The following is an 18,223-nucleotide window of genomic DNA, read 5'->3' as shown; positions in this document are numbered from 1 at the left end:
AGCTGTCACTTCAGCAAGACAATCTTCGATGAATCTTTTGATAGAGGAAAAACCTCTATTTTTGTAGATCTTTGTAGCGATGTACCGCAAAGGTATCGAATATTAGATCAAGTTTGAGCTGATCTCATTATGACTCTGTGGGCAGTCTGTCAGATTGATAGAAGCTCTTGAAAAGGGTTTTGATCTCTAAATATCTTTTTCCAATTTCCTCTTCATTGGTACGCTTGTCCCTTGCTAAGTCAACAAGTGATTCTCCGATCACTTTTGCCGGTGAGGATGAGAGGTAAAGAATTCTATCTGCAAGCATGGTTGCTTCATGCAGATCATGAGTAACAAACACCACTGTAGTACAACGTATAGCCAGTATATCGAGCAGAAGTTGCCTGAGCTGAAAGGCTGTTGGGCCATCCAAGGAGACGAAAGGCTCGTCCATAATCAGTAGAGAGGGTTCCACTACAAAGGCTCTGGCAAGTGCTGCTCTACGTTGCATGCCGATCGAAAGCTGGCCAGGGTGATAATCGCTGAATGCTGACAGACCAGTTGCTTCCAGCAACTCATCAACCTGCTGTTTTTTTTCAGCAGGATTATCCAGCACCAGGGTAATATTGTCACGTAAGTTGAGCCAGGGTAGAAGTCTCGGGTTTTGAAATACATAACCCAGGTTAGCTGAAGAATTGCTGTGTTTATCAAGCCATGTAATGTTGCCTTCAAAGGTTTTATCAAGGCCAGATAAAATCTGTAAAAGGGTACTTTTTCCACAGCCGGAAGGACCAACAAGAGCCAGGAATTCTCCCTCTTTCACATTGATCCTGATGTTATCCAATACCAGAAGCTCACGCTCTGGATTGTGCTGAATATATCTTTTTCGTTGTATATCGATATCTAACATAGGTCTATCCGCGCCAGCGGTTTATTCTCCGCTCTAGAGGTTGCAGTAAACCATACTCAATGAACAGCATAATCATGATGAATGAGAGACTGTAAGCTAATATGCCACTGACATCGAAGAGCTGGAAATAGAGATGCAATTGGAAACCTACGCCATCACTACGCCCCAGCAGTTCGACCACCAGCACTATTTTCCAAATCAATGCAATGCCTGAACGTGCAGCGACTGCAAAGAAAGGGAGTAGCTGGGGCAGGGTTATGTATAGCAGAGTTTTTCGTCTGCCTATATTAAAGCTGCGCGCCATTTCATGGTACTCTTCATCCAGAGTACGAGCACCTTCGCGCATGGTCACCACAACATTGGGAATTTTGTTAACTGCAATCGCAAAGATTGCCGTTAGCTCAGCCAAACCAAACCAAACATAAGCAAGAATTATGATTACCAGTGCCGGTATATTGAGGAAAACGATTAACCAGGGGTCGAGAAATTGATCGGTCATGCGCGATCGGCCCATGATGATTCCGATAATACTTCCTACCAGCATCGCAATGACAAATGAAATCAGAACACGTATCAGGGTAGCACTCAAGTGAAACCAAAGTTGTCCACTCTGCATCTCCTGCCAGATAACCTCAACGACACTACTGGGCGGAGGTAGCATACTGTTCTGCCACATTAGAGCAGTGATATGCCATATCAGTAGTAGCAACAGTATGGAAGAGAAACGACGGACATATACAGGAATATTCAAGGATACTACTCTTAATCAGTTATGTTCGGCCAGAATGTTCCCGGTGCAAGCTGAGTTGTATTGCCTACAAGTTTTTTACCACCCAATTTAAAGAGGATATCAAACAACTGTTTGGCATCTTTAAGCTCTTGTTCACTCCAACGGCTTGGGATACCCGCTCGAAAACCATCTCTTAATGCAATAAAAGTGGCATTATCCGGTGCTTTCATCAAGGGACGCAGTAATTCCCACTCCTGATCAGATTTTTGCATGATCTGTTTAGCTTTATCTGTAGCGCGGATAAAACCTTCGATAATTTGATGATTTTCCTTCGCCCATAGTTCGTCAAATACATAACCAACGAAAGGGACACGGCTATTGATGCCTAAGCCATGCGTAACTTGCTCTACCCCTATAATCTGCTGCATGCCTAATGCTTCCAGGCGTGCTATATATGGCCAGAAATTAAGTACAGCATCGATCCGTCCCTGTTTTAGTTGCTGATTTAGAAGAGGGGGTGCGGCAAATACCGGGGTCAGAGTTTTACTTAATTCAATATTGGAATCCTGGAGTGCAAGCGCCTGCAGCAGTAGCCAACTTTTATCCAGAGGTCCACCAGCGATACCAAGCTTTTTACCCTGCAGATCATTGATTGATTTGATGTCAGACCCTTGGGGAACCACAAGGGCACCAAGCGCTGTGGAGTAGGGTACGAAGGTATAGGGTTTGCCACTGTTTCTTTGTCTGGAGACCCAGATCCAGTCACTGACAGAAACATCAACAGATCCAGCCTGCAGTGCCACCATAGTCGCCTGCTTTCCTGCCATTTTGGTGACTTCAAGTGTAAACCCCTGCTCCTGGTCAAGGCCATGTCTCTTGATTACATCGAGTTCCCAATTGGCAGTACCAAACTGCAAAACAGCCATCTTTAGCGTGTTGGCCGAAAATGTGCATGTACTGTAGAGCAATAGAGTTACAACAAAGAAAAGATTTCGTAATGCAATGAAAGTGAAACAGGTATTTTTAATGGCCCATAGGAAATATGGTGTCATCTCTCCTCCAGCAGTTATTGATTCTGTTTTTTTATCTATGTATCGATTCAGGATGAGACAGTATGCTGAATAATCTTCATCAATTTATTTCTTATTATTTTCGCAAAATATATGCCAATGAGTACAGGATATTTTCTACTTTAATATTTCAGAAGATTAGCAAGAGGCAGAATAGGTTCCGATTCCACACTACTCTAATCTTCACAACCAGCGTACTGCTTTTGCTTGTGCCGATCTACGCGGCAGCTGCTGGGGAGTTAAAAGAAATAGCACCAGGCATATACATCAGGCCAGGCTTGCATGAGGATTTTTCCAAGTCGAACCAAGGTCATATTGCCAACATCGGTTTTATTGTAGGTAATGATCGTGTAGCTGTAATTGATACTGGAAGTAATATTCAGGAGGGGATGGCACTTAGGCAGATGATTCGCGAAATTACTGATCTACCGATTGAGTATGTGATATTGAGCCATATGCACCCGGATCATAGCTTGGGAGCGGCTGCATTCCGCCAGGATAACCCGAAATTTATTGGACATGCTCAGCTTGGAGATGCACTAGCCAGGCGTCAGTCAGTCTATCTGAACAATATGACACAAATTTTAGGCTCTGCATCTGAGGGCACTGAAATGGTGTTTCCTGATCAAACGGTGACTGTCGATCAACGACTAAGTTTGGATCTTGGCGGACGTTTGCTTCATTTAACAGCTTATCCTACTGCTCACACTAATAATGATATCAGCATCTATGACAGTAAAACGGCAACCTTGTGGCTTTCTGATCTGCTGTTTATTGATCGTATACCCGTGGTTGATGGCAGTATTCTAGGGTGGATGAAGGTCACTAATGGTCTTATAAATGCTAACTGTTTCAACAATTCAGCAAAGACAGAAGATGATCATAAAGCCAGGGATAGTCTGAACTGTGATGCCATAGCGAGAGTTGTACCTGGTCACGGACCAGTCGTAACTCAATGGAAAACTGCACTGCTCAATCAACGACGTTACCTAGAGAATATAGCGAATGAAATTAGAGAGATCATAAAACAGGGAGGGACGATTACACAGGCTGTAGAGCAGGTTGGTTTGAATGAGCGTTCCAACTGGTTGTTATTTAAAACATATCATGGCAGGAATGTGACAGCTGCATTTGCAGAATTAGAGTGGGAGTAGAGAGGGGGTGATAAAAAGTGAGGGTTAGAAATGTCCTGATTTTTTGTGTGGTTGAAGCTGGAATTCAGGAATCATAATTGGTAAACAGTTAGGAGGTCGAAACACCTCAATCGGTTGTCCAGGTTTTGCCTGGAACACTTTCATTAGATTTGGATCTAATTCCTACTACGTGACGAATAGCAGGTTCCAGTCACTCTGTTTCTCATAAAGAGGATTTTTACTATGATAGTTGTCCCAACAATGGAACACAAAGGCTGGGTATGGAACACCTGCATTCTCTTCACAATAGTAATATTGATCAGTTTTATACTACCTGCCAAGGTAGAGGCCACAGAAGATGGTGCCCGATGGTTTCAGATAAAAAGTTCCCTGATAGGGGATAGATATATCCAGGATGGAACAGAAGTTCTTGCGCTTGAAACGCCAAAAAGGGCTATGGATGCTGCAATTGTACCTATTTCGATTGAATCCAAATTTGAGCAGACGCCGGAACGCTATATCAAGAAGCTTTATATTATAATTGACAACAATCCTTCTCCCGTGGCTGCGGTTTTCAAATTTCCTGGAAATCATAGTTGGAAAACACTATCCACCCGGGTACGTATCAATGCCTATACTGATCTTCGAGCTATCGCAGAGGTTAGCGATGGCAATATCTATATGGTGAATAATTATGTGAAGGCATCCGGAGGGTGCTCTGCACCTTCGTTGAAAGATCCGGCAGCAGCTGAAGCGCAACTGGGACGGATAAAATTTCGTCTACCAGAATCATTCACTTCAGGAGAAATCATCCCAACCCAACTAATGATAAAACATCCCAATAATTCTGGACTGCAATTTGATCAGGTTTCTCGATTCTACATACCTGCTGATTTCATCAGAACGATACAAGTTACTTTCAATGGAGAGGAGGTCTTCACCGCAGATACGGATATATCCATAAGTGAAGATCCAAGTATACGTTTTGGTTTTTCGCCGGAAGAGACTGGTGTGCTCGAAGTACATGTCAAAGACTCAAAAGGCAGGACTTTTACACATACGTTAGATCTACCAAAGAAGAGTTCATAGCAGATAAGGGCACAAGCAATTAATAGAGCTGCCTTTAAGACGATTGGAGCCTCTGTTTCAGGGTTTATACAGAGACTCCATTGAACATGATCTGGCTGATGATGGGAATATCATGGGTGGAAATTCTACAAAAGCTGGGTAGTTCAAAAACAACGTAAAGTAGAATCAGCTTGAACATCCCGCAATTTTGCAACGGCCTTCTGTGACCAGGTAGAGCTTTTATAGACAGCATTTCTACCAGCTGCTGCCATCTGTTGTAGACTCAATAAGGTTGATATATGCTCATATTCAGTATAAGGAATTGCCTTTTCAATCAAGTCGATGCTGCACGAGCACTTTTGCATCATCTCATGAGTCTGTCCGTTAGATGCCATACAACCGATGACATAGTCTACTTTTGCTGAAGTAGGGTAGGCGTCCGATTTATCGCACTCATCAGCGGTTACTACAGATGAGAAAATAGAAATAAATCCTACAGTGATCAAGGTAAATGATAGTCTTGTTTTGAACATGGATGGCCTCAATTTATCTATCATTTTTTATGCGCCAGGCGTTAATTTCTGGAATGTCATATCTTCTTCAATCAAAACTTGCTCACCATTTTCACTTGGAACCTGTGTGTGGATTCGATAAACACCGCCTGGTACTTGATCAGAGAAGATAAACTTATAACTCTTTTTAACATACAGTTTGAAGTTTTCGGAATTTGGATCCCCAATAAATGGGGTAATAACTATTTCAGTGCCTTTTATATCTTGACCTTTATATTTAATACTCACATCCTTAACATGAACTGGATGCTTAAAAGAATCACGGATACGATTTCTAAAATAGCCATTCCACCCGCCTGTATCCCTCGACATCATGGATATATCCCGTTCAAGAAAGTGAATAATCACTGGATTTCCAGTGTAGGATTTAGCAGGAGAAAAATCGATATGTCGTGAGCCTGTCAGAAAGTTAAACTCGATATCCCGCTTTCTTTCACTGATAACATTCGTTACTTTGAGTTCAATCTTATCAGTGAAGCTCTCATCATCAGTAGTTGTGCTTTTCAAGCCATAGTCGAGCTGGCTGCCTTTACCAATCCCCTGAAGGTGATCTTTGTAAAAAAACATCTTCTGAGCTTTGTTTAAACTCGGAGGGGGTAGAATCTGGGTCTCCGCCAGCATTGGTGTAGAGCATAAAAAGACTGAAAATATTGCAATAATCAAACTGCGCGTGAACATTTAAGATAACTCCTGTTTCATGCACTACGGCTGAATAAGCTGAAAAATTTTGCTAAAAACCCTCTTTCAGGGGGTATATTCTCTACTGACTGCGGCATTGGCGAGGCATTAGCTGCAGAGGATTTAACAGCAGTGGTTGTTGAGGTATTTATTGAGGTCGATTTAGATCGATTTTTACCACTCATCGTCGTATGTCGGTAGAGGATCGAGTCGGTAGGGGGCAGTTGAAGCCACCTCTGACGTTTCATCTCAACTGTAGATTCAAAATGACGTTTAAGAGTAGAGTCTTCTGGAAAGGTTTGATGAGGCATGGTTCACTCCTCCTGTATTGAGGTTTTTCTCATGGGACAATTAGCTTATGTTCCGCCAGCAACAAATACACCAAAGGCACGTGGGCTTTCACCTGTGGGTATATGCTTAATTATTTGCAACGTTTTGGTATTGAGTACTACCAATTCGTTGTCAAACCAGTTGGCGATATAAACCCTGTTACCGATCGGATCTACAATGATCCCTTCAGGGTATTCACCAATATCCAATCTGTGTGTTTCCTCTAAACTGAGCGGATCAATAACCGATAAGGTATTATCATGTTGATTTGTTACGAACACCCGATCATTGAGTGGTGTGATCGCAACACCGTAAGGTGAACTACCCACTGATATCGTGGCAATTACTCTATTTTCTTTAAGGTCGATAACGGTAAGGTCGTTACTGGCAACATTCGCTACATAGAGTCTCTTATCAACTGGATCGAGACGGATGCCAAAAGGGCGATTACCTACCGCAATACGGCTGATGACCCGCTGTTCATCAATATCTATTACAGATATCTGGTCATCATCTCTATCTGCAACATAGAGTCGTTTTCCATCTTTACTGGCAGCAAGACCTGAAGGTGAATCTCCAACCGCAATTTTTGCCTCAACCGACAGATCTATGCTATCCAAGATGTACACTACATCCTGATACCAATCAGCCACATAGACCTGATTGTCATCATGGCTGAGTGCTATGCCCAGAGGTCCAAGCCCAATCTTCTTGCTTGTGACTATTTTGAAATCTGAACCATCAATGAGGTAGACATCCTTACTTTCTGGGTTTGATACGTAGATGCGCTTACCATCACGGGATACGACAATACCGGCGGGTTTCGCACCTACATCAATGGTTGCTGTCTCTGTCAAAGATGCCAAATCGATGACAGAAACTGAGTCATCACCCTGATTTGTTACATAAGCGAAGGGTGCGGCGAATAAAACAGCACTGGTGAAACCAGTCAACAGTAAGATTAAGCATAAAGAAATAGACTTAATCTTAAATTGATGGTTTTTTGCCAGTGCTATATTCATTTCGACAGAATCAACAGTAATCCTATTCCAAGAGCTTCTTCAGGTTTGCAAGACCGCCCTGATAGACACCGGTTACGGCATCCTTAGCTGCCTGATCACTGAGTTCTGGAGGTGGATCATTGTTAGGGTATCCTCGATAAAAGGCGCCTTTCCAGGTGACGAGGCTACCGCCGTTATCAGAAGGTTTAACGCTTAGGGTTGAACTGTAGTTAGTGACAGGCAATACCTTGACATCAACAGAATCAATTCTATAGCTGAAAGTGCGCTTTTCAGCATCATATTTCTTTAGAGATTCATGGATTATTCCATCGTTCACCAAGGTTAAAGTCCGTGATGCACCGACAGTATTCCCCCCATCTCCTTCGGTTTTAGCAACAACTGGGTGCCAACTCATATCATGAAAGTTCTTGATCAGTTCCCATACTGCATCTGGTGTAGCTGAGATCTGCTCTTTTACTATAACCTTTTGACGGGTTGGTCCATGGGCATGAGCGACTACTGCAAACAGTAGAAGTACGACAGGAAGGAGAATATGGATTCTTTTCACAGATACCTCCAATAGGATAGTTTTAGATATTCTTCTCTTTCTAAATAACCAAGGCAGCAATATTCGTGCCTGATTTTCGGAAATTAATCACTTTCCTCTCTAGTGTGGTGCGTCATACTAATTGACGATTCTAGAAGCCAGCTCAGGTCAGGAGACAAGGCGTAATGCGCAGGGAATTGCCCTGCCATTCCCTGCAGCACGCGCCTAGAGGCTGACCACTTAGCGTCTCGCTAGAATCGTCAATTAGTATGACGCACCACACTAGATGGGGAATCGAATGTTATTCGTCCAATCGCAATGTGGCTATGTTCTATTATGCTTGTTACTTGAGTGGATAATAGGGAAAAAATCCCTTAACTGTTCTTTAATAATTGGACTATGATGAGGCTACACAATGGCTTGCTATCGGTCTGAGTATCGAACAGATCACTGGGTTTGTGGATCAATAGCTGACCAATGTGAGACACCATTACCGACAGAGTGTGTCACCATTGACACTGAACGATTCAGAAAAAATGACAGCCCAGGCAAATATTGACTGTAATTGCTGAAATAACTGAAACACTTTAATGGTATGGAATTTGCAAAATTTCAACAGGGATTCTCTATCCGCTTAGTCAGAGAGATTTATCTGGAGTTGTCTTGAGCACATCGGTTACTGATTATAAAAAAAAGAGCAAAGCTAGCCTTATAAAGCAACATATCTTTCTCATCTGCTGGTTGTTTTTCTCTGGTGCTGCGCTCGCAGAATCTCTGGAGATACCCATTGCCCTGCTATCAGAGCATGAGGATAAGCACATACCCTTATCTCTACTAGAGCCGGTTATCGACAATACAGGGCTGGCTGGCGCAGAACAGGGTATCAGCGATAATAATACAACGGGGCAGTTTACCGGTCAGATATTTCGCTTAACTACAATTGATATTAAACCAGAAGATTCAGTGGTCGAGGCCTTTGTCAAACTGCAGCAACAGGGCTTCAGGCTCTTTATTCTCAATCTGCCGGCAAAAAAACTCCTTAAACTGGCAGAATTGCCAGAGGCAAAGAACACTTTATTGTTCAATATCAGTGCCCAAGAAAACTATCTCAGATTTCAAGAATGTAGAGCTAACCTATTTCATACCATTCCCAGTCGTGCGATGCTCGCAGATGCGCTTGCACAATATCTGACCTGGAAAAGATGGGATGAGTGGTTTCTTGTAACGGGTCGTCATCCTGAGGACAAGGCTTATGCCGAGGCACTTAAACGTGCTGCAAAACGTTATGGTCACAAGATAGTTGAAGAAAAAATCTGGACCTTCGAGCCAGGAGCCAGGCGAACAGACTCAGGACACAACAGGGAGCAGGAGGCAGTCAATGTATTCAGCCAGGTTGGGGATTACGACATTCTTGTTGTGGCTGACGAACATGATGAGTTTGGTGAGTTTCTCACCTACCGAACATTTCTACCTCGGCCTGTAGGGGGATCACATGGTCTCTCACCGGCAGCCTGGAGTGGGGTGCATGAACAGTGGGGCGCAACACAGTTCCAACGTCGTTTCAAGGAGAAACAGGGGCGCTGGATGAGCGATCGAGATTATGCGGCCTGGTTGGCTGTGCGTACTATTGGCGAAGCGGCGACTCGCACATCAAACAACGATGTGGAAAAACTGAAATCATATATTCTGAGTGGGGATTTCAATCTGGCTGCTTTCAAAGGCAGACCGGTTACTTACCGGGAATGGAATAATCAGATGAGACAACCGTTATTGATCACCTCACCGAGATTGATGATCTCAGTATCACCCCAGAAAGGCTTTCTTCATCAGTTCTCCACCTTGGATACGCTTGGTTACGATAAACCCGAAAGCAAATGTGCCAAGTGAAGAATCTGCTCTGCAAGTGGTTTCAGGGCTCAGAACTCAAAAACATATATTAATCAGGAGTCTTAAATGTCTCGAATATCTTCTCGAGGTCGAATCGACTATCTGCTGAAACGACAGCTTCTGTGGTTGACACTACTATCCCTTGTTACCACAACTCTACCGGCTTATACCGTATATGTGAGTAGTGAGAAAGACAATAAAATAGTCATCATCGATGGAGAGAGTCTCAAAGTACTGGATGAAGTGACAGTAGGAGAGCGACCAAGGGGTATCGCTTTGAGTAAAGATGGCAAAACACTCTATGTCTGTGCCAGTGATGCCGATCATATCGAAGTACTTGATCTCGCGACTTTAAAAGTTACTCACAAACTACCTTCTGGTCCAGATCCTGAGTTGCTTGTGCTTGGGCCGCAGGGTAAGTATCTCTATGCTGCCAACGAAGATGACAATATGGTGACCATGGTTGATATTGAGGGGCGCTCAAAGGTAACCGAAATCCAGGTTGGTGTGGAACCTGAAGGTATGGGTATCAGTCCTGATGGTAAATGGTTGGTCAATACTTCGGAAACCACTAACATGGCGCACTTTATCAATCTTGAAACCTTGAAGGTTGAACATAATGTGCTGGTCGATCAACGACCTCGGGTAGCTCAGTTCAGCAACGATGGCAAACAGGTATGGGTCTCATCAGAGATTGGTGGCACAGTCAGCGTGATCGATGCAGATAGCCATAAAATCATAAAGAAGATCAGTTTTCAGATTCCAGGACTCCACAAAGAGACTATTCAACCCGTTGGCATCAAGATTACCGGCGATGGCAAACAGGCCTTTGTCGCCTTAGGGCCAGCGGCCAGGGTGGCAGTCATCGACACTTCCACATTTGAAGTTGAGAAATATCTACTGGTAGGTCAGAGGGTCTGGAACCTTGCCTTTTCTCCTGATGAAAAATTTTTATTTACTACCAATGGGGTAAGTAACGATGTCTCGGTTATCGATGTAAATCGGTTAAAAGTCAAAAAATCGATCAGAGTGGGACGTCTACCGTGGGGTATTGTGGTGAAAAAATGAGTGAAGCAGCGCTTACTTTAAAAGAGGTCAGTTTCTCCTATACCAAGCGACCGGTTCTGGATAGTGTTACCTTTACCCTGGAACCGGGAGAGTTCTGTGTCTTACTCGGTATTAATGGTGCCGGTAAAACAACACTCTTTTCTTTGATTACCCGGCTTTTTGTGAGTCGCGGCGGTAAGATTGATATCTATGGCCACGATCTGCAAAAACAGACCCGAAAGGCATTAGCTCAACTGGGTGTGGTATTCCAACAACCGACCCTGGATCTGGATCTCTCATTAATACAGAATCTTCGCTATCACTGTGCATTACAGGGCTTGAACCCGAATAAAATTGAGAAGCGAATGTTTACCGTGCTGGATGAAATTGATTTGTCAGACCGTGCTACAGACAAGGTAAGAGCCTTAAGTGGTGGTCAGCGGCGCCGTGTGGAACTTGTCAGAGCACTTCTGCATCAACCCACTCTTCTACTCGCAGATGAACCAACAGTAGGGCTTGATATACATAGTCGTCAGGCAATTCTGCAACAGGTTCGTAAACGCTGTCGTGAGGATGGAATTGGTGTGTTATGGGCTACCCATCTAGTTGATGAAGTTGAACTCGATGACCGTCTGGTGATACTTCATGGGGGCAAGGTACTCGCTCAAGGTAGCGCAAAACAGATTATGCAGGAGACAGAAACTGATAGTGTGAAGTCGGCTTTCAACAGTCTCACAAGAAGTGATCAAGCATGAATATAAAGCAGTATCTAATCTGTTTATGGGGTATTCTGGCTCGTGAGGCTTTAAGGTTCCTGCACCAAAGAGAACGCTTTTTTGGTGCGCTGGTAAGACCTCTGGTGTGGCTTTTTATTTTTGCAGCAGGTTTTCGCTCAATACTTGGTGTATCCATCATCCCCCCCTATGAAACCTATATTCTTTATGAAGAGTATATAGTTCCAGGTCTGGCTGCGATGATTCTTCTATTCAGTGGTATGCAGAGCTCTCTCTCCATGGTGTATGACCGTGAAATGGGTAGCATGCGTATGTTAATGGTCAGTCCCTTTCCTCGATGGTATCTGCTGCTTTGCAAACTAACCGCAGGGACATTGGTTTCTATTGCACAAGTATATCTGTTTCTTGCAATAGCTTGGTTTTGGGATGTTCAACCACCACTGATAGGGTATCTATTGGCATTTCCAGCACTCTTTTTATCTGGTTTGATGCTTGGCGCATTGGGTTTGTTGCTATCTTCCGCTATAAAGCAGTTAGAAAATTTCGCTGGGGTAATGAATTTTGTCATATTCCCCATGTTTTTTGCATCTTCAGCACTTTATCCTTTATGGCGCATTAAGGATTCCAGTATTTTCCTTTACGAGATATGTCGCTTTAACCCATTTACCCATGCTGTTGAGCTAATCAGGTTTTCGCTCTATGGACAGATAGGTTGGGTTGCGCTGTTTGCGGTTGTTGGCTCACTATTACTGTTTTTGGCTGGTGCACTTTATGGTTATGACCCGGCTCGAGGGTTGATGACCCGAAAACAGGGAGGAGGTTAGAAATTGTTTCAAAAGAGAGTGAATAAACTTCTGTTTGTCTGCCTGATAAGTATAAATATTCCACTTCAGGTTGCGGCAGAGGAGAAAAATCCTGATTGGCCGTGTGAACAAGCCTATGTCTCTGATGTGCCCGCGGCTGTGGTGTGGGCCGGGCCATCGATAGATGGGATGGAGAAACTTTGGCAACATGATAAGCAGATTGAGAGTCTTGTTCTGCGATTCGTATCAGCGGATTATGTAGTTGGTGATGCAGACAGGGAAATTGCTACTTTTGCTGATCAGCAAATACCTGAGGAGAAAGATAACAAACTTACCCTGCTGTTTGCAGGGGTTATTGAGTCACTTAATGTTAAGCGCAAAAAGGAGCTTGATGGTATAACCCGGTATGCCCAAGGACAGGCTGAACGTGCCAATAGACTAAGCGAAGAACTCGATGAGATGGTTCGATTGCAGGATGACCCCTCACCAGATGCTCAGGCACGTTTTATTCTGATGCAGAATGAGATGGAGATTAAACAGAGAATGTTTGATGAGCGAGAGACCTTTATCCAATATCTTTGTACTCGCCCGCGGGTAGTTGAAGAGAAGCTCGGGTCATTGGCTCGTACGATTGCATACTATCTTGACTGAATTTGCCTGCTTTGTAGCTGGGTTTGGTGGGGCAGGGCCCCACCCTACGGTTGGCCTATACTATCTTGATTGGATGTGCCTGCATTGTGGTTGGGTATGATTGGGTTATTATCGGTATCGGAAAACCTTGTTCCAGTACAGTAGGGTGGGGCCATGCCCCACCATAAGCTTCGAATATTTCACTGGTCGTTCAAGATGTTTGATAAGCAATATTAGTGTGTTTATTTGCCATTTAAAAATAGACTAAGAGCAAATAAGACCTGACCACTACAATCAACGGTTTAAGGTGGGGCAGGGCCCCACCCTACGGTTGGCCTATACTATCTTGATTGGATGTGCCTGCATTGTGGTTGGGTATGACGGGGTTATTCAATTGACTCAATCGGTATCGGTGAACTTTGTTCCAGTGGCAAACCCATTTTTTCCCAGCCTGTGGTACCGTCGGGAAACCAGTATATACTCTTATAGCCATACTCTTCTGCAGCGCGTTTTGCTGCATTCCATGACATCCAGCAATCTGCCAGGCAGTAGATTACTATAGGGCTACTCTTATCCTCTTTAGTCAATCTTTTCAGGTTACCTTTGAAATAGTTGTCCAGTTCATCTGACAATGCACCAAAGCCTACATTGGGTAACCAATGAGATCCTGTGATATTTAACCTCGCTGGGGGAAGCCATAAGAGATTTTCCGGCCGATCCTTGGGTTTTATCGGTGTTGGTAAGACGTCGATCAACAGAATCGACTTTTCATCCATTAGATCTTTTAGCTGCTGCGCTGTTAACGTTGTGCCTGAAGGTACAGAGTCAGGAACCGGCGCACGAAAATCAGCAATGCGATAACCTTCTGATGAAAAAAGCGTAGAGTTAGGTTCCGATGCGAAGAGATTTAAAGCAGACAAGCCAACATAGAGCAGTACTATTACTGTGATATGTTTACCATCCAGCAGATTATTTGTTTTAGTCAGTATCAAGGTTTGATCAGTCTGTTGTCTGAGTCTAACAGCGGTATGTCATATTGAAGTAAAATCTTTTCAATATCTGGAGCAAGTTTTTTTAACTCTTCATTTAACTGATGCTTCCAATTGTTTTCGCGTCTTCGTATCCCCATCGATACATTGAAAGCCAATGGCACTGAATCAACTTTTGCGGGTAGGGGGATGACAGTTAAGGGAGTAGATTGCTGCTTGGCAGCATACCCTGCTATGGGTCCCCAGATGACAGCAATATCAATCTTCCCTATAGCTACATCTTCAATGGCTTGAGTGGCTGGTGAAAATAGCCGGGTATCTACTGTACGGTGATACGGATGAACCTGTCCCATCAGTCCATAGTTACTTAGCAATGTCGCTGGTGGGGTTCCTGCAACAACTCCGAGTTGGAGATCCTTCAATGCAGGATCATCGAGAGATTGAATCTCCAGTCCACTATCCTTACGATAGACCAGGGTGTAGACAGAGCGGTAATAAGGGTTGGTATTTTGTAACAGTTCATTAACTGAGGTAACACCCATTACCAGATCACAGAGACGAACTCGAAGGGTATTACGAACAAACCCAATCGTTTGTGGCCACCAGTGATAACGAAGCCTCTTATCGAGGTCATCTGCAATCAACTGAGCTATCTGATTTTCAAATCCCTCCATCTCCTTATTGGAGAAGGGAAGATGGTTGGGATCTCCACAGACTGTTAAATAGTCTTTATTTCGAGCCTCAAATGTGTTTTTTGCCTCTGCTGGCGTGTTTGCTACTACCAGGAATAGCAATGAGAGAAATAAAAAAAGGTCCAACATTCTTACAGAATAGATTGAACCTGATTTTAACATTTTTCTTGATCTCCACTGCTATCGGCTAGACCAGTCATCAATGACAGAGTAGATTATCACTACTTGTACTATTGATAAATATACACAATTGTTTATTTTTTTATGTGTAGAGTTCTTTACTTGTCAGCAATCATTTTTTTAACTTTAGGGAATTTCTTGGGTCTGTTTGCCCCAATGACACCATCTGAACGCGCTTTTAAATAAGCATAAATATCAGATAGGTTGGTTACGATATCAACGTTTTGAGCAAAAGATGGCATTATTCTGTTATCAATGCCTTCCCGTCCACTGATTACTACATTGACGAAATCTCCCCAGGTCATGACTTTTAGAGAATCCATCAGCGCTGGGGCATAAGAGCTGCCAAGACCAGCGGGACCGTGGCAAACATGACAATCTGCATGATAGCGGCGAAAGCCGTTATAGGTACCGAAGTCAACTTTTCCATCTTCGAAATAGTAAGGTTTATCAGGTGATGGCTGAAAAGACCGATAATCGGCTTTGGATGCAGCTGAATAACTGGTTATAGAATACGTGAGCGCCATGGCTGCCAGGAAAAAGGTTTTGCTGTATCTTAAGTGCTGCATATAGAGCCTCGTAAAAATTACCATGTAAAGGTGTTGTTCAGTTGGTATGTTGTCGCCATTCACGCTAATTCATCTGCGTGAATGGCGACGGTTTAGAGCGCTACATCAGCTCATTAATTTGGCAGTGAGAAAACAGTCAAGGTACCGCCAAGTTGGGTGTAGTCACTGAGAGATGCATAAACACCCACAGCACCAAGACCCGCAGTTGGATCGGTCAGACCTGCTGCCATTCCGATGCCAGCCCATCCGCCAAGTCCTGAAAGGACTGCAATGTACTGCTTGCCTTTGTGCATGTAGGTATTGACATTACCAATGATGCCGGATGGTGTTTTGAAGCGATAAAGCTCTTTACCTGATTTAGCATCAACTGCCTTCAGATAACCTTCCAGAGTACCGTAAAAAACTACATCACCTGCAGTGGCGAGTGCGCCACTCCATACTGAGAATGGCTCTGGGTTTGACCATGCGATCTTACCCTTGTCTGCATCCCATGCGATGAAGTTACCCAGGTTGTTACCACCAGGTGCTGGGTACATGGAGAGTGTTGCTCCAACATAGGGTTGACCTGCAGTATATGAGACCTCAAAAGGTTCATAATCCATACAAACATGGTTGGTCGGCACATAGAAAAGGCCGGTACGTGGTGAATAGGAGGCTGGTTGCTGATCCTTGGAACCCAATGCAGCCGGGCAAATGCCGGTAGAGTTCACATCTTCACCATTCTGATGGGTGGAGTACTTGGATACGACCTGTGGGCGGCCGGTCTTCATATCCACATGAGTGGCCCAGTTGACAGCTGGATCATACTTCTCTGCGACGAGCAGTTCGCCACTTACTCTATCCATGGTGTAGGCAAAACCATTACGGTCGAAGTGAACCAGTGCTTTACGCATTTTACCCTTGATCTTTTTGTCGACCAGGATCATTTCGTTGATACCGTCGTAGTCCCACTCATCATGAGGGGTCATCTGATAGACCCACTTGGCCATACCAGTGTCAGCATCACGAGCCCAAACGGTCATTGACCAGCGGTTATCACCTGGACGTTGTACCGGGTTCCAAGTACTTGGGTTACCAGATCCGTAGTAGATCAGATTTTCATCTGGATCATAAGAGTACCAACCCCATGTAGCGCCACCACCGATTTTCCATTGGTCACCTTGCCAAGTGCTGATGCCGGAGTCTTTACCAACTGGTTTACCCAGATGAGTGGTTTTCTTGCCATCCATCAATGTGTCACTGTCTGGACCCATTGAATAGCCACGCCATACCTGCTTACCATCCTTGAGGCTGTAAGCAGTCATTGATCCACGAACACCGAATTCACCACCAGAGATGCCGATAAAGACTTTATCCTTAACGACCATTGGTGCTGCAGTTGAGGTTTCACCCTTGCTTGGATCACCATTCTTCACAGACCAGATTTTCTTGCCTGTTTTTGCATCCAAGGCAACCAGTGTTGTATCGGCTTGTGACATGAGGATCTTGCCATCACCATAAGCCAGTCCACGGTTTACTGTGTCACAACACATAACAGGAATTACACTGGTATCCTGACGAGGTTCGTACTTCCAGATAATCCTACCACTATCATTAAGGTCGAGAGCGAAAACCTTGTTTGGAAATGGGGTATGGATATACATCACATCACCCAATACCAATGGGCCACCCTCATGACCGCGGAGAACGCCAGTTGAGAATGTCCACTCAACTTTCAAGTCTTTAACATTATTTGCATTGATCTGATTCAGTTCACTGTAACGGGTACTACCATAGTTACCATTTGGCATCACCCAGTCATCAGCGTTCTTTTGCATTTTCAAAAGTTCTGAGTTTGCTGTAACACCACCTGCTGCAGCCAGCATGGCAGAGGCGGTGAAGCATATCGCCAAAACTTTGCGTTTTGCTTTTACCATAGTTTAAATCCTCGGGTCTTTTTCATTAGTGGGACTACCTACTCAACAAGGGAAAACAAACGATTCGAAAAAGTGGCATCCTGCCGGTACTGAATCGTAATAGTCGGTATAGCTTCTCCTCTGCTATCAATGAACACTCCTAATTTGGGTATATAAATATGTTCTGTCGCATAAATGCAGGTAGTCTTATTTCGCGACAATTTGAAAGGAGCAACTAGTGTGCCAAATAAAAAAATATAAATAAAAGGGCGAGAATCTGCGGATCTCAGTGATATAAATATTAGACTATTAAAAGTAGATAAAATTTAATTAACAGTTCATTCGTCAGTGTTAGCTTAACCCTTATTCGAGATTTCAATATTAAAAAATAGATATATAGTAATTATTTATTATATTTTATAAATGCTATCTAACTTACTGTTTAAAATATGAAAAAGCGTCTCATAACTACTGAATTTAAAATGGATAGTGACCTGAATAATTAGCAAACTTGATATGAATAATTAGTGTGCTTTTAAAAAACAATCAGTTAAGAGTTTATTAGTTTATTAGTTTATAATGCTTATGTTTGTTGTCATACCGCCTAAATATTCAGATACTTGTATTGCTTAGAACTATCAGAAAATACATATGTATAAGAAAGACTCAATTCATGAAAAATCATGTGATTCATTTTATTCGGTGTGGAATTTAGGTGTGTGTCACAGCTGGGACACTTTATTTCAACCCGGCTTAAGTGAACTAAACGATACTTAATG

At 43.5% G+C, this 18,223-nt stretch carries 19 protein-coding genes; 7 read left to right on the top strand and 12 right to left on the bottom strand.

Going from position 1 to position 18,223, the window contains the following annotated elements; translation table 11 throughout:
- Positions 1–127 precede the first annotated feature (127 nt).
- From AC4IE7_RS10680 to AC4IE7_RS10670, 3 genes are read right to left on the bottom strand one after another with little or no spacing between them, the layout of a single operon-like run.
- Entirely contained in the window at positions 128–889 is a 762-nt protein-coding gene (locus AC4IE7_RS10680; protein WP_490776824.1) for an ABC transporter ATP-binding protein, read from the bottom strand.
- A gap of 4 nt (positions 890–893) precedes the next feature.
- A complete protein-coding gene (locus AC4IE7_RS10675; RefSeq protein ID WP_490776823.1) occupies positions 894–1,640 on the bottom strand; it encodes an ABC transporter permease in 747 nt (248 codons plus the stop codon).
- A gap of 11 nt (positions 1,641–1,651) precedes the next feature.
- Complete coding sequence (locus AC4IE7_RS10670; RefSeq protein ID WP_490776822.1) at positions 1,652–2,671, bottom strand: ABC transporter substrate-binding protein; 1,020 nt, start codon at positions 2,669–2,671, stop codon at positions 1,652–1,654.
- A 62-nt stretch (positions 2,672–2,733) separates the two neighbouring features.
- On the opposite strand from AC4IE7_RS10670, the gene AC4IE7_RS10665 reads away from it, so the two are divergent.
- Together AC4IE7_RS10665 and AC4IE7_RS10660 are read left to right on the top strand one after the other, a co-directional pair.
- Positions 2,734–3,843 (top strand): MBL fold metallo-hydrolase, encoded by a 1,110-nt coding sequence (locus tag AC4IE7_RS10665; protein ID WP_490776821.1) that lies wholly within the window; start codon positions 2,734–2,736, stop codon positions 3,841–3,843.
- A gap of 222 nt (positions 3,844–4,065) precedes the next feature.
- Entirely contained in the window at positions 4,066–4,911 is an 846-nt protein-coding gene (locus AC4IE7_RS10660; RefSeq protein ID WP_490776820.1) for a quinoprotein dehydrogenase-associated SoxYZ-like carrier, read from the top strand.
- A gap of 143 nt (positions 4,912–5,054) precedes the next feature.
- Here the strand turns inward: AC4IE7_RS10660 and AC4IE7_RS10655 are convergent, their stop codons facing one another.
- The 5 genes from AC4IE7_RS10655 to AC4IE7_RS10635 all read right to left on the bottom strand — a co-directional run bounded on the left by AC4IE7_RS10655 (position 5,055) and on the right by AC4IE7_RS10635 (position 8,039).
- Complete coding sequence (locus tag AC4IE7_RS10655) at positions 5,055–5,423, bottom strand: hypothetical protein (protein WP_490776819.1); 369 nt, start codon at positions 5,421–5,423, stop codon at positions 5,055–5,057.
- Between the two features lie 27 nt (positions 5,424–5,450).
- A complete protein-coding gene (locus tag AC4IE7_RS10650) occupies positions 5,451–6,140 on the bottom strand; it encodes a hypothetical protein (protein WP_490776818.1) in 690 nt (229 codons plus the stop codon).
- A gap of 17 nt (positions 6,141–6,157) precedes the next feature.
- Entirely contained in the window at positions 6,158–6,451 is a 294-nt protein-coding gene (locus tag AC4IE7_RS10645) for a hypothetical protein (protein ID WP_490776817.1), read from the bottom strand.
- A gap of 45 nt (positions 6,452–6,496) precedes the next feature.
- Positions 6,497–7,423, bottom strand: a complete 927-nt coding sequence (locus tag AC4IE7_RS10640) for a YVTN family beta-propeller repeat protein (protein ID WP_490776816.1) — start codon at positions 7,421–7,423, stop codon at positions 6,497–6,499.
- 91 nt (positions 7,424–7,514) lie between these two features.
- Positions 7,515–8,039 (bottom strand): SRPBCC family protein, encoded by a 525-nt coding sequence (locus AC4IE7_RS10635; RefSeq protein ID WP_490776815.1) that lies wholly within the window; start codon positions 8,037–8,039, stop codon positions 7,515–7,517.
- Between the two features lie 642 nt (positions 8,040–8,681).
- On the opposite strand from AC4IE7_RS10635, the gene AC4IE7_RS10630 reads away from it, so the two are divergent.
- The 5 genes from AC4IE7_RS10630 to AC4IE7_RS10610 all read left to right on the top strand — a co-directional run bounded on the left by AC4IE7_RS10630 (position 8,682) and on the right by AC4IE7_RS10610 (position 13,140).
- Positions 8,682–9,905 (top strand): ABC transporter substrate-binding protein, encoded by a 1,224-nt coding sequence (locus tag AC4IE7_RS10630; protein ID WP_490776814.1) that lies wholly within the window; start codon positions 8,682–8,684, stop codon positions 9,903–9,905.
- A gap of 66 nt (positions 9,906–9,971) precedes the next feature.
- Positions 9,972–10,973, top strand: a complete 1,002-nt coding sequence (locus AC4IE7_RS10625; RefSeq protein WP_490776813.1) for a YVTN family beta-propeller repeat protein — start codon at positions 9,972–9,974, stop codon at positions 10,971–10,973.
- On the top strand, positions 10,970–11,707 hold the full coding sequence (locus tag AC4IE7_RS10620) for an ABC transporter ATP-binding protein (RefSeq protein ID WP_490776812.1): 738 nt from the start codon (positions 10,970–10,972) through the stop codon (positions 11,705–11,707). The genes AC4IE7_RS10625 and AC4IE7_RS10620 overlap by 4 nt, the downstream gene beginning before the upstream one ends.
- Positions 11,704–12,510, top strand: coding sequence for an ABC transporter permease (locus AC4IE7_RS10615; RefSeq protein WP_490776811.1), 807 nt, complete (start codon positions 11,704–11,706; stop codon positions 12,508–12,510). Before AC4IE7_RS10620 ends, AC4IE7_RS10615 begins: the two co-directional genes overlap by 4 nt.
- Before the next feature lie 3 nt (positions 12,511–12,513).
- Complete coding sequence (locus AC4IE7_RS10610) at positions 12,514–13,140, top strand: hypothetical protein (protein WP_490776810.1); 627 nt, start codon at positions 12,514–12,516, stop codon at positions 13,138–13,140.
- A gap of 365 nt (positions 13,141–13,505) precedes the next feature.
- Here AC4IE7_RS10610 and AC4IE7_RS10605 read toward each other — a convergent pair whose 3' ends face one another.
- The 4 genes from AC4IE7_RS10605 to xoxF5 form a co-directional block, all read right to left on the bottom strand.
- Entirely contained in the window at positions 13,506–14,111 is a 606-nt protein-coding gene (locus AC4IE7_RS10605) for a PQQ-dependent catabolism-associated CXXCW motif protein (protein ID WP_490776809.1), read from the bottom strand.
- Positions 14,108–14,962 carry a substrate-binding domain-containing protein gene (locus tag AC4IE7_RS10600; protein ID WP_490776808.1) on the bottom strand — a complete coding sequence of 285 codons (855 nt, stop codon included), beginning with the start codon at positions 14,960–14,962 and terminating at the stop codon, positions 14,108–14,110. The genes AC4IE7_RS10605 and AC4IE7_RS10600 overlap by 4 nt, the downstream gene beginning before the upstream one ends.
- Before the next feature lie 116 nt (positions 14,963–15,078).
- Positions 15,079–15,612 carry a cytochrome c family protein gene (locus tag AC4IE7_RS10595; RefSeq protein ID WP_490776807.1) on the bottom strand — a complete coding sequence of 178 codons (534 nt, stop codon included), beginning with the start codon at positions 15,610–15,612 and terminating at the stop codon, positions 15,079–15,081.
- A 50-nt stretch (positions 15,613–15,662) separates the two neighbouring features.
- A complete protein-coding gene (gene xoxF5, locus AC4IE7_RS10590) occupies positions 15,663–17,465 on the bottom strand; it encodes a lanthanide-dependent methanol dehydrogenase XoxF5 (protein WP_490776806.1) in 1,803 nt (600 codons plus the stop codon).
- Between the last annotated feature and the right edge of the window lie 758 nt (positions 17,466–18,223).

This window comes from Candidatus Thiodiazotropha sp. AKAK3 (assembly GCF_058244645.1).
This window is presented reverse-complemented; position numbering and strand designations above follow the sequence as displayed.

Coding starts and splice junctions, on each gene's coding strand:
- AC4IE7_RS10660 (WP_490776820.1), top strand. CDS start 4,066: ATGATAGTTGTCCCAACAATGGAACACAAAGGCTGGGTATGGAACACC.
- AC4IE7_RS10600 (WP_490776808.1), bottom strand. CDS start 14,962: ATGTTAAAATCAGGTTCAATCTATTCTGTAAGAATGTTGGACCTTTTT.
- AC4IE7_RS10645 (WP_490776817.1), bottom strand. CDS start 6,451: ATGCCTCATCAAACCTTTCCAGAAGACTCTACTCTTAAACGTCATTTT.
- AC4IE7_RS10625 (WP_490776813.1), top strand. CDS start 9,972: ATGTCTCGAATATCTTCTCGAGGTCGAATCGACTATCTGCTGAAACGA.
- AC4IE7_RS10680 (WP_490776824.1), bottom strand. CDS start 889: ATGTTAGATATCGATATACAACGAAAAAGATATATTCAGCACAATCCA.
- AC4IE7_RS10670 (WP_490776822.1), bottom strand. CDS start 2,671: ATGACACCATATTTCCTATGGGCCATTAAAAATACCTGTTTCACTTTC.
- AC4IE7_RS10655 (WP_490776819.1), bottom strand. CDS start 5,423: ATGTTCAAAACAAGACTATCATTTACCTTGATCACTGTAGGATTTATT.
- AC4IE7_RS10620 (WP_490776812.1), top strand. CDS start 10,970: ATGAGTGAAGCAGCGCTTACTTTAAAAGAGGTCAGTTTCTCCTATACC.
- AC4IE7_RS10665 (WP_490776821.1), top strand. CDS start 2,734: ATGCTGAATAATCTTCATCAATTTATTTCTTATTATTTTCGCAAAATA.
- AC4IE7_RS10615 (WP_490776811.1), top strand. CDS start 11,704: ATGAATATAAAGCAGTATCTAATCTGTTTATGGGGTATTCTGGCTCGT.
- AC4IE7_RS10650 (WP_490776818.1), bottom strand. CDS start 6,140: ATGTTCACGCGCAGTTTGATTATTGCAATATTTTCAGTCTTTTTATGC.
- xoxF5 (WP_490776806.1), bottom strand. CDS start 17,465: ATGGTAAAAGCAAAACGCAAAGTTTTGGCGATATGCTTCACCGCCTCT.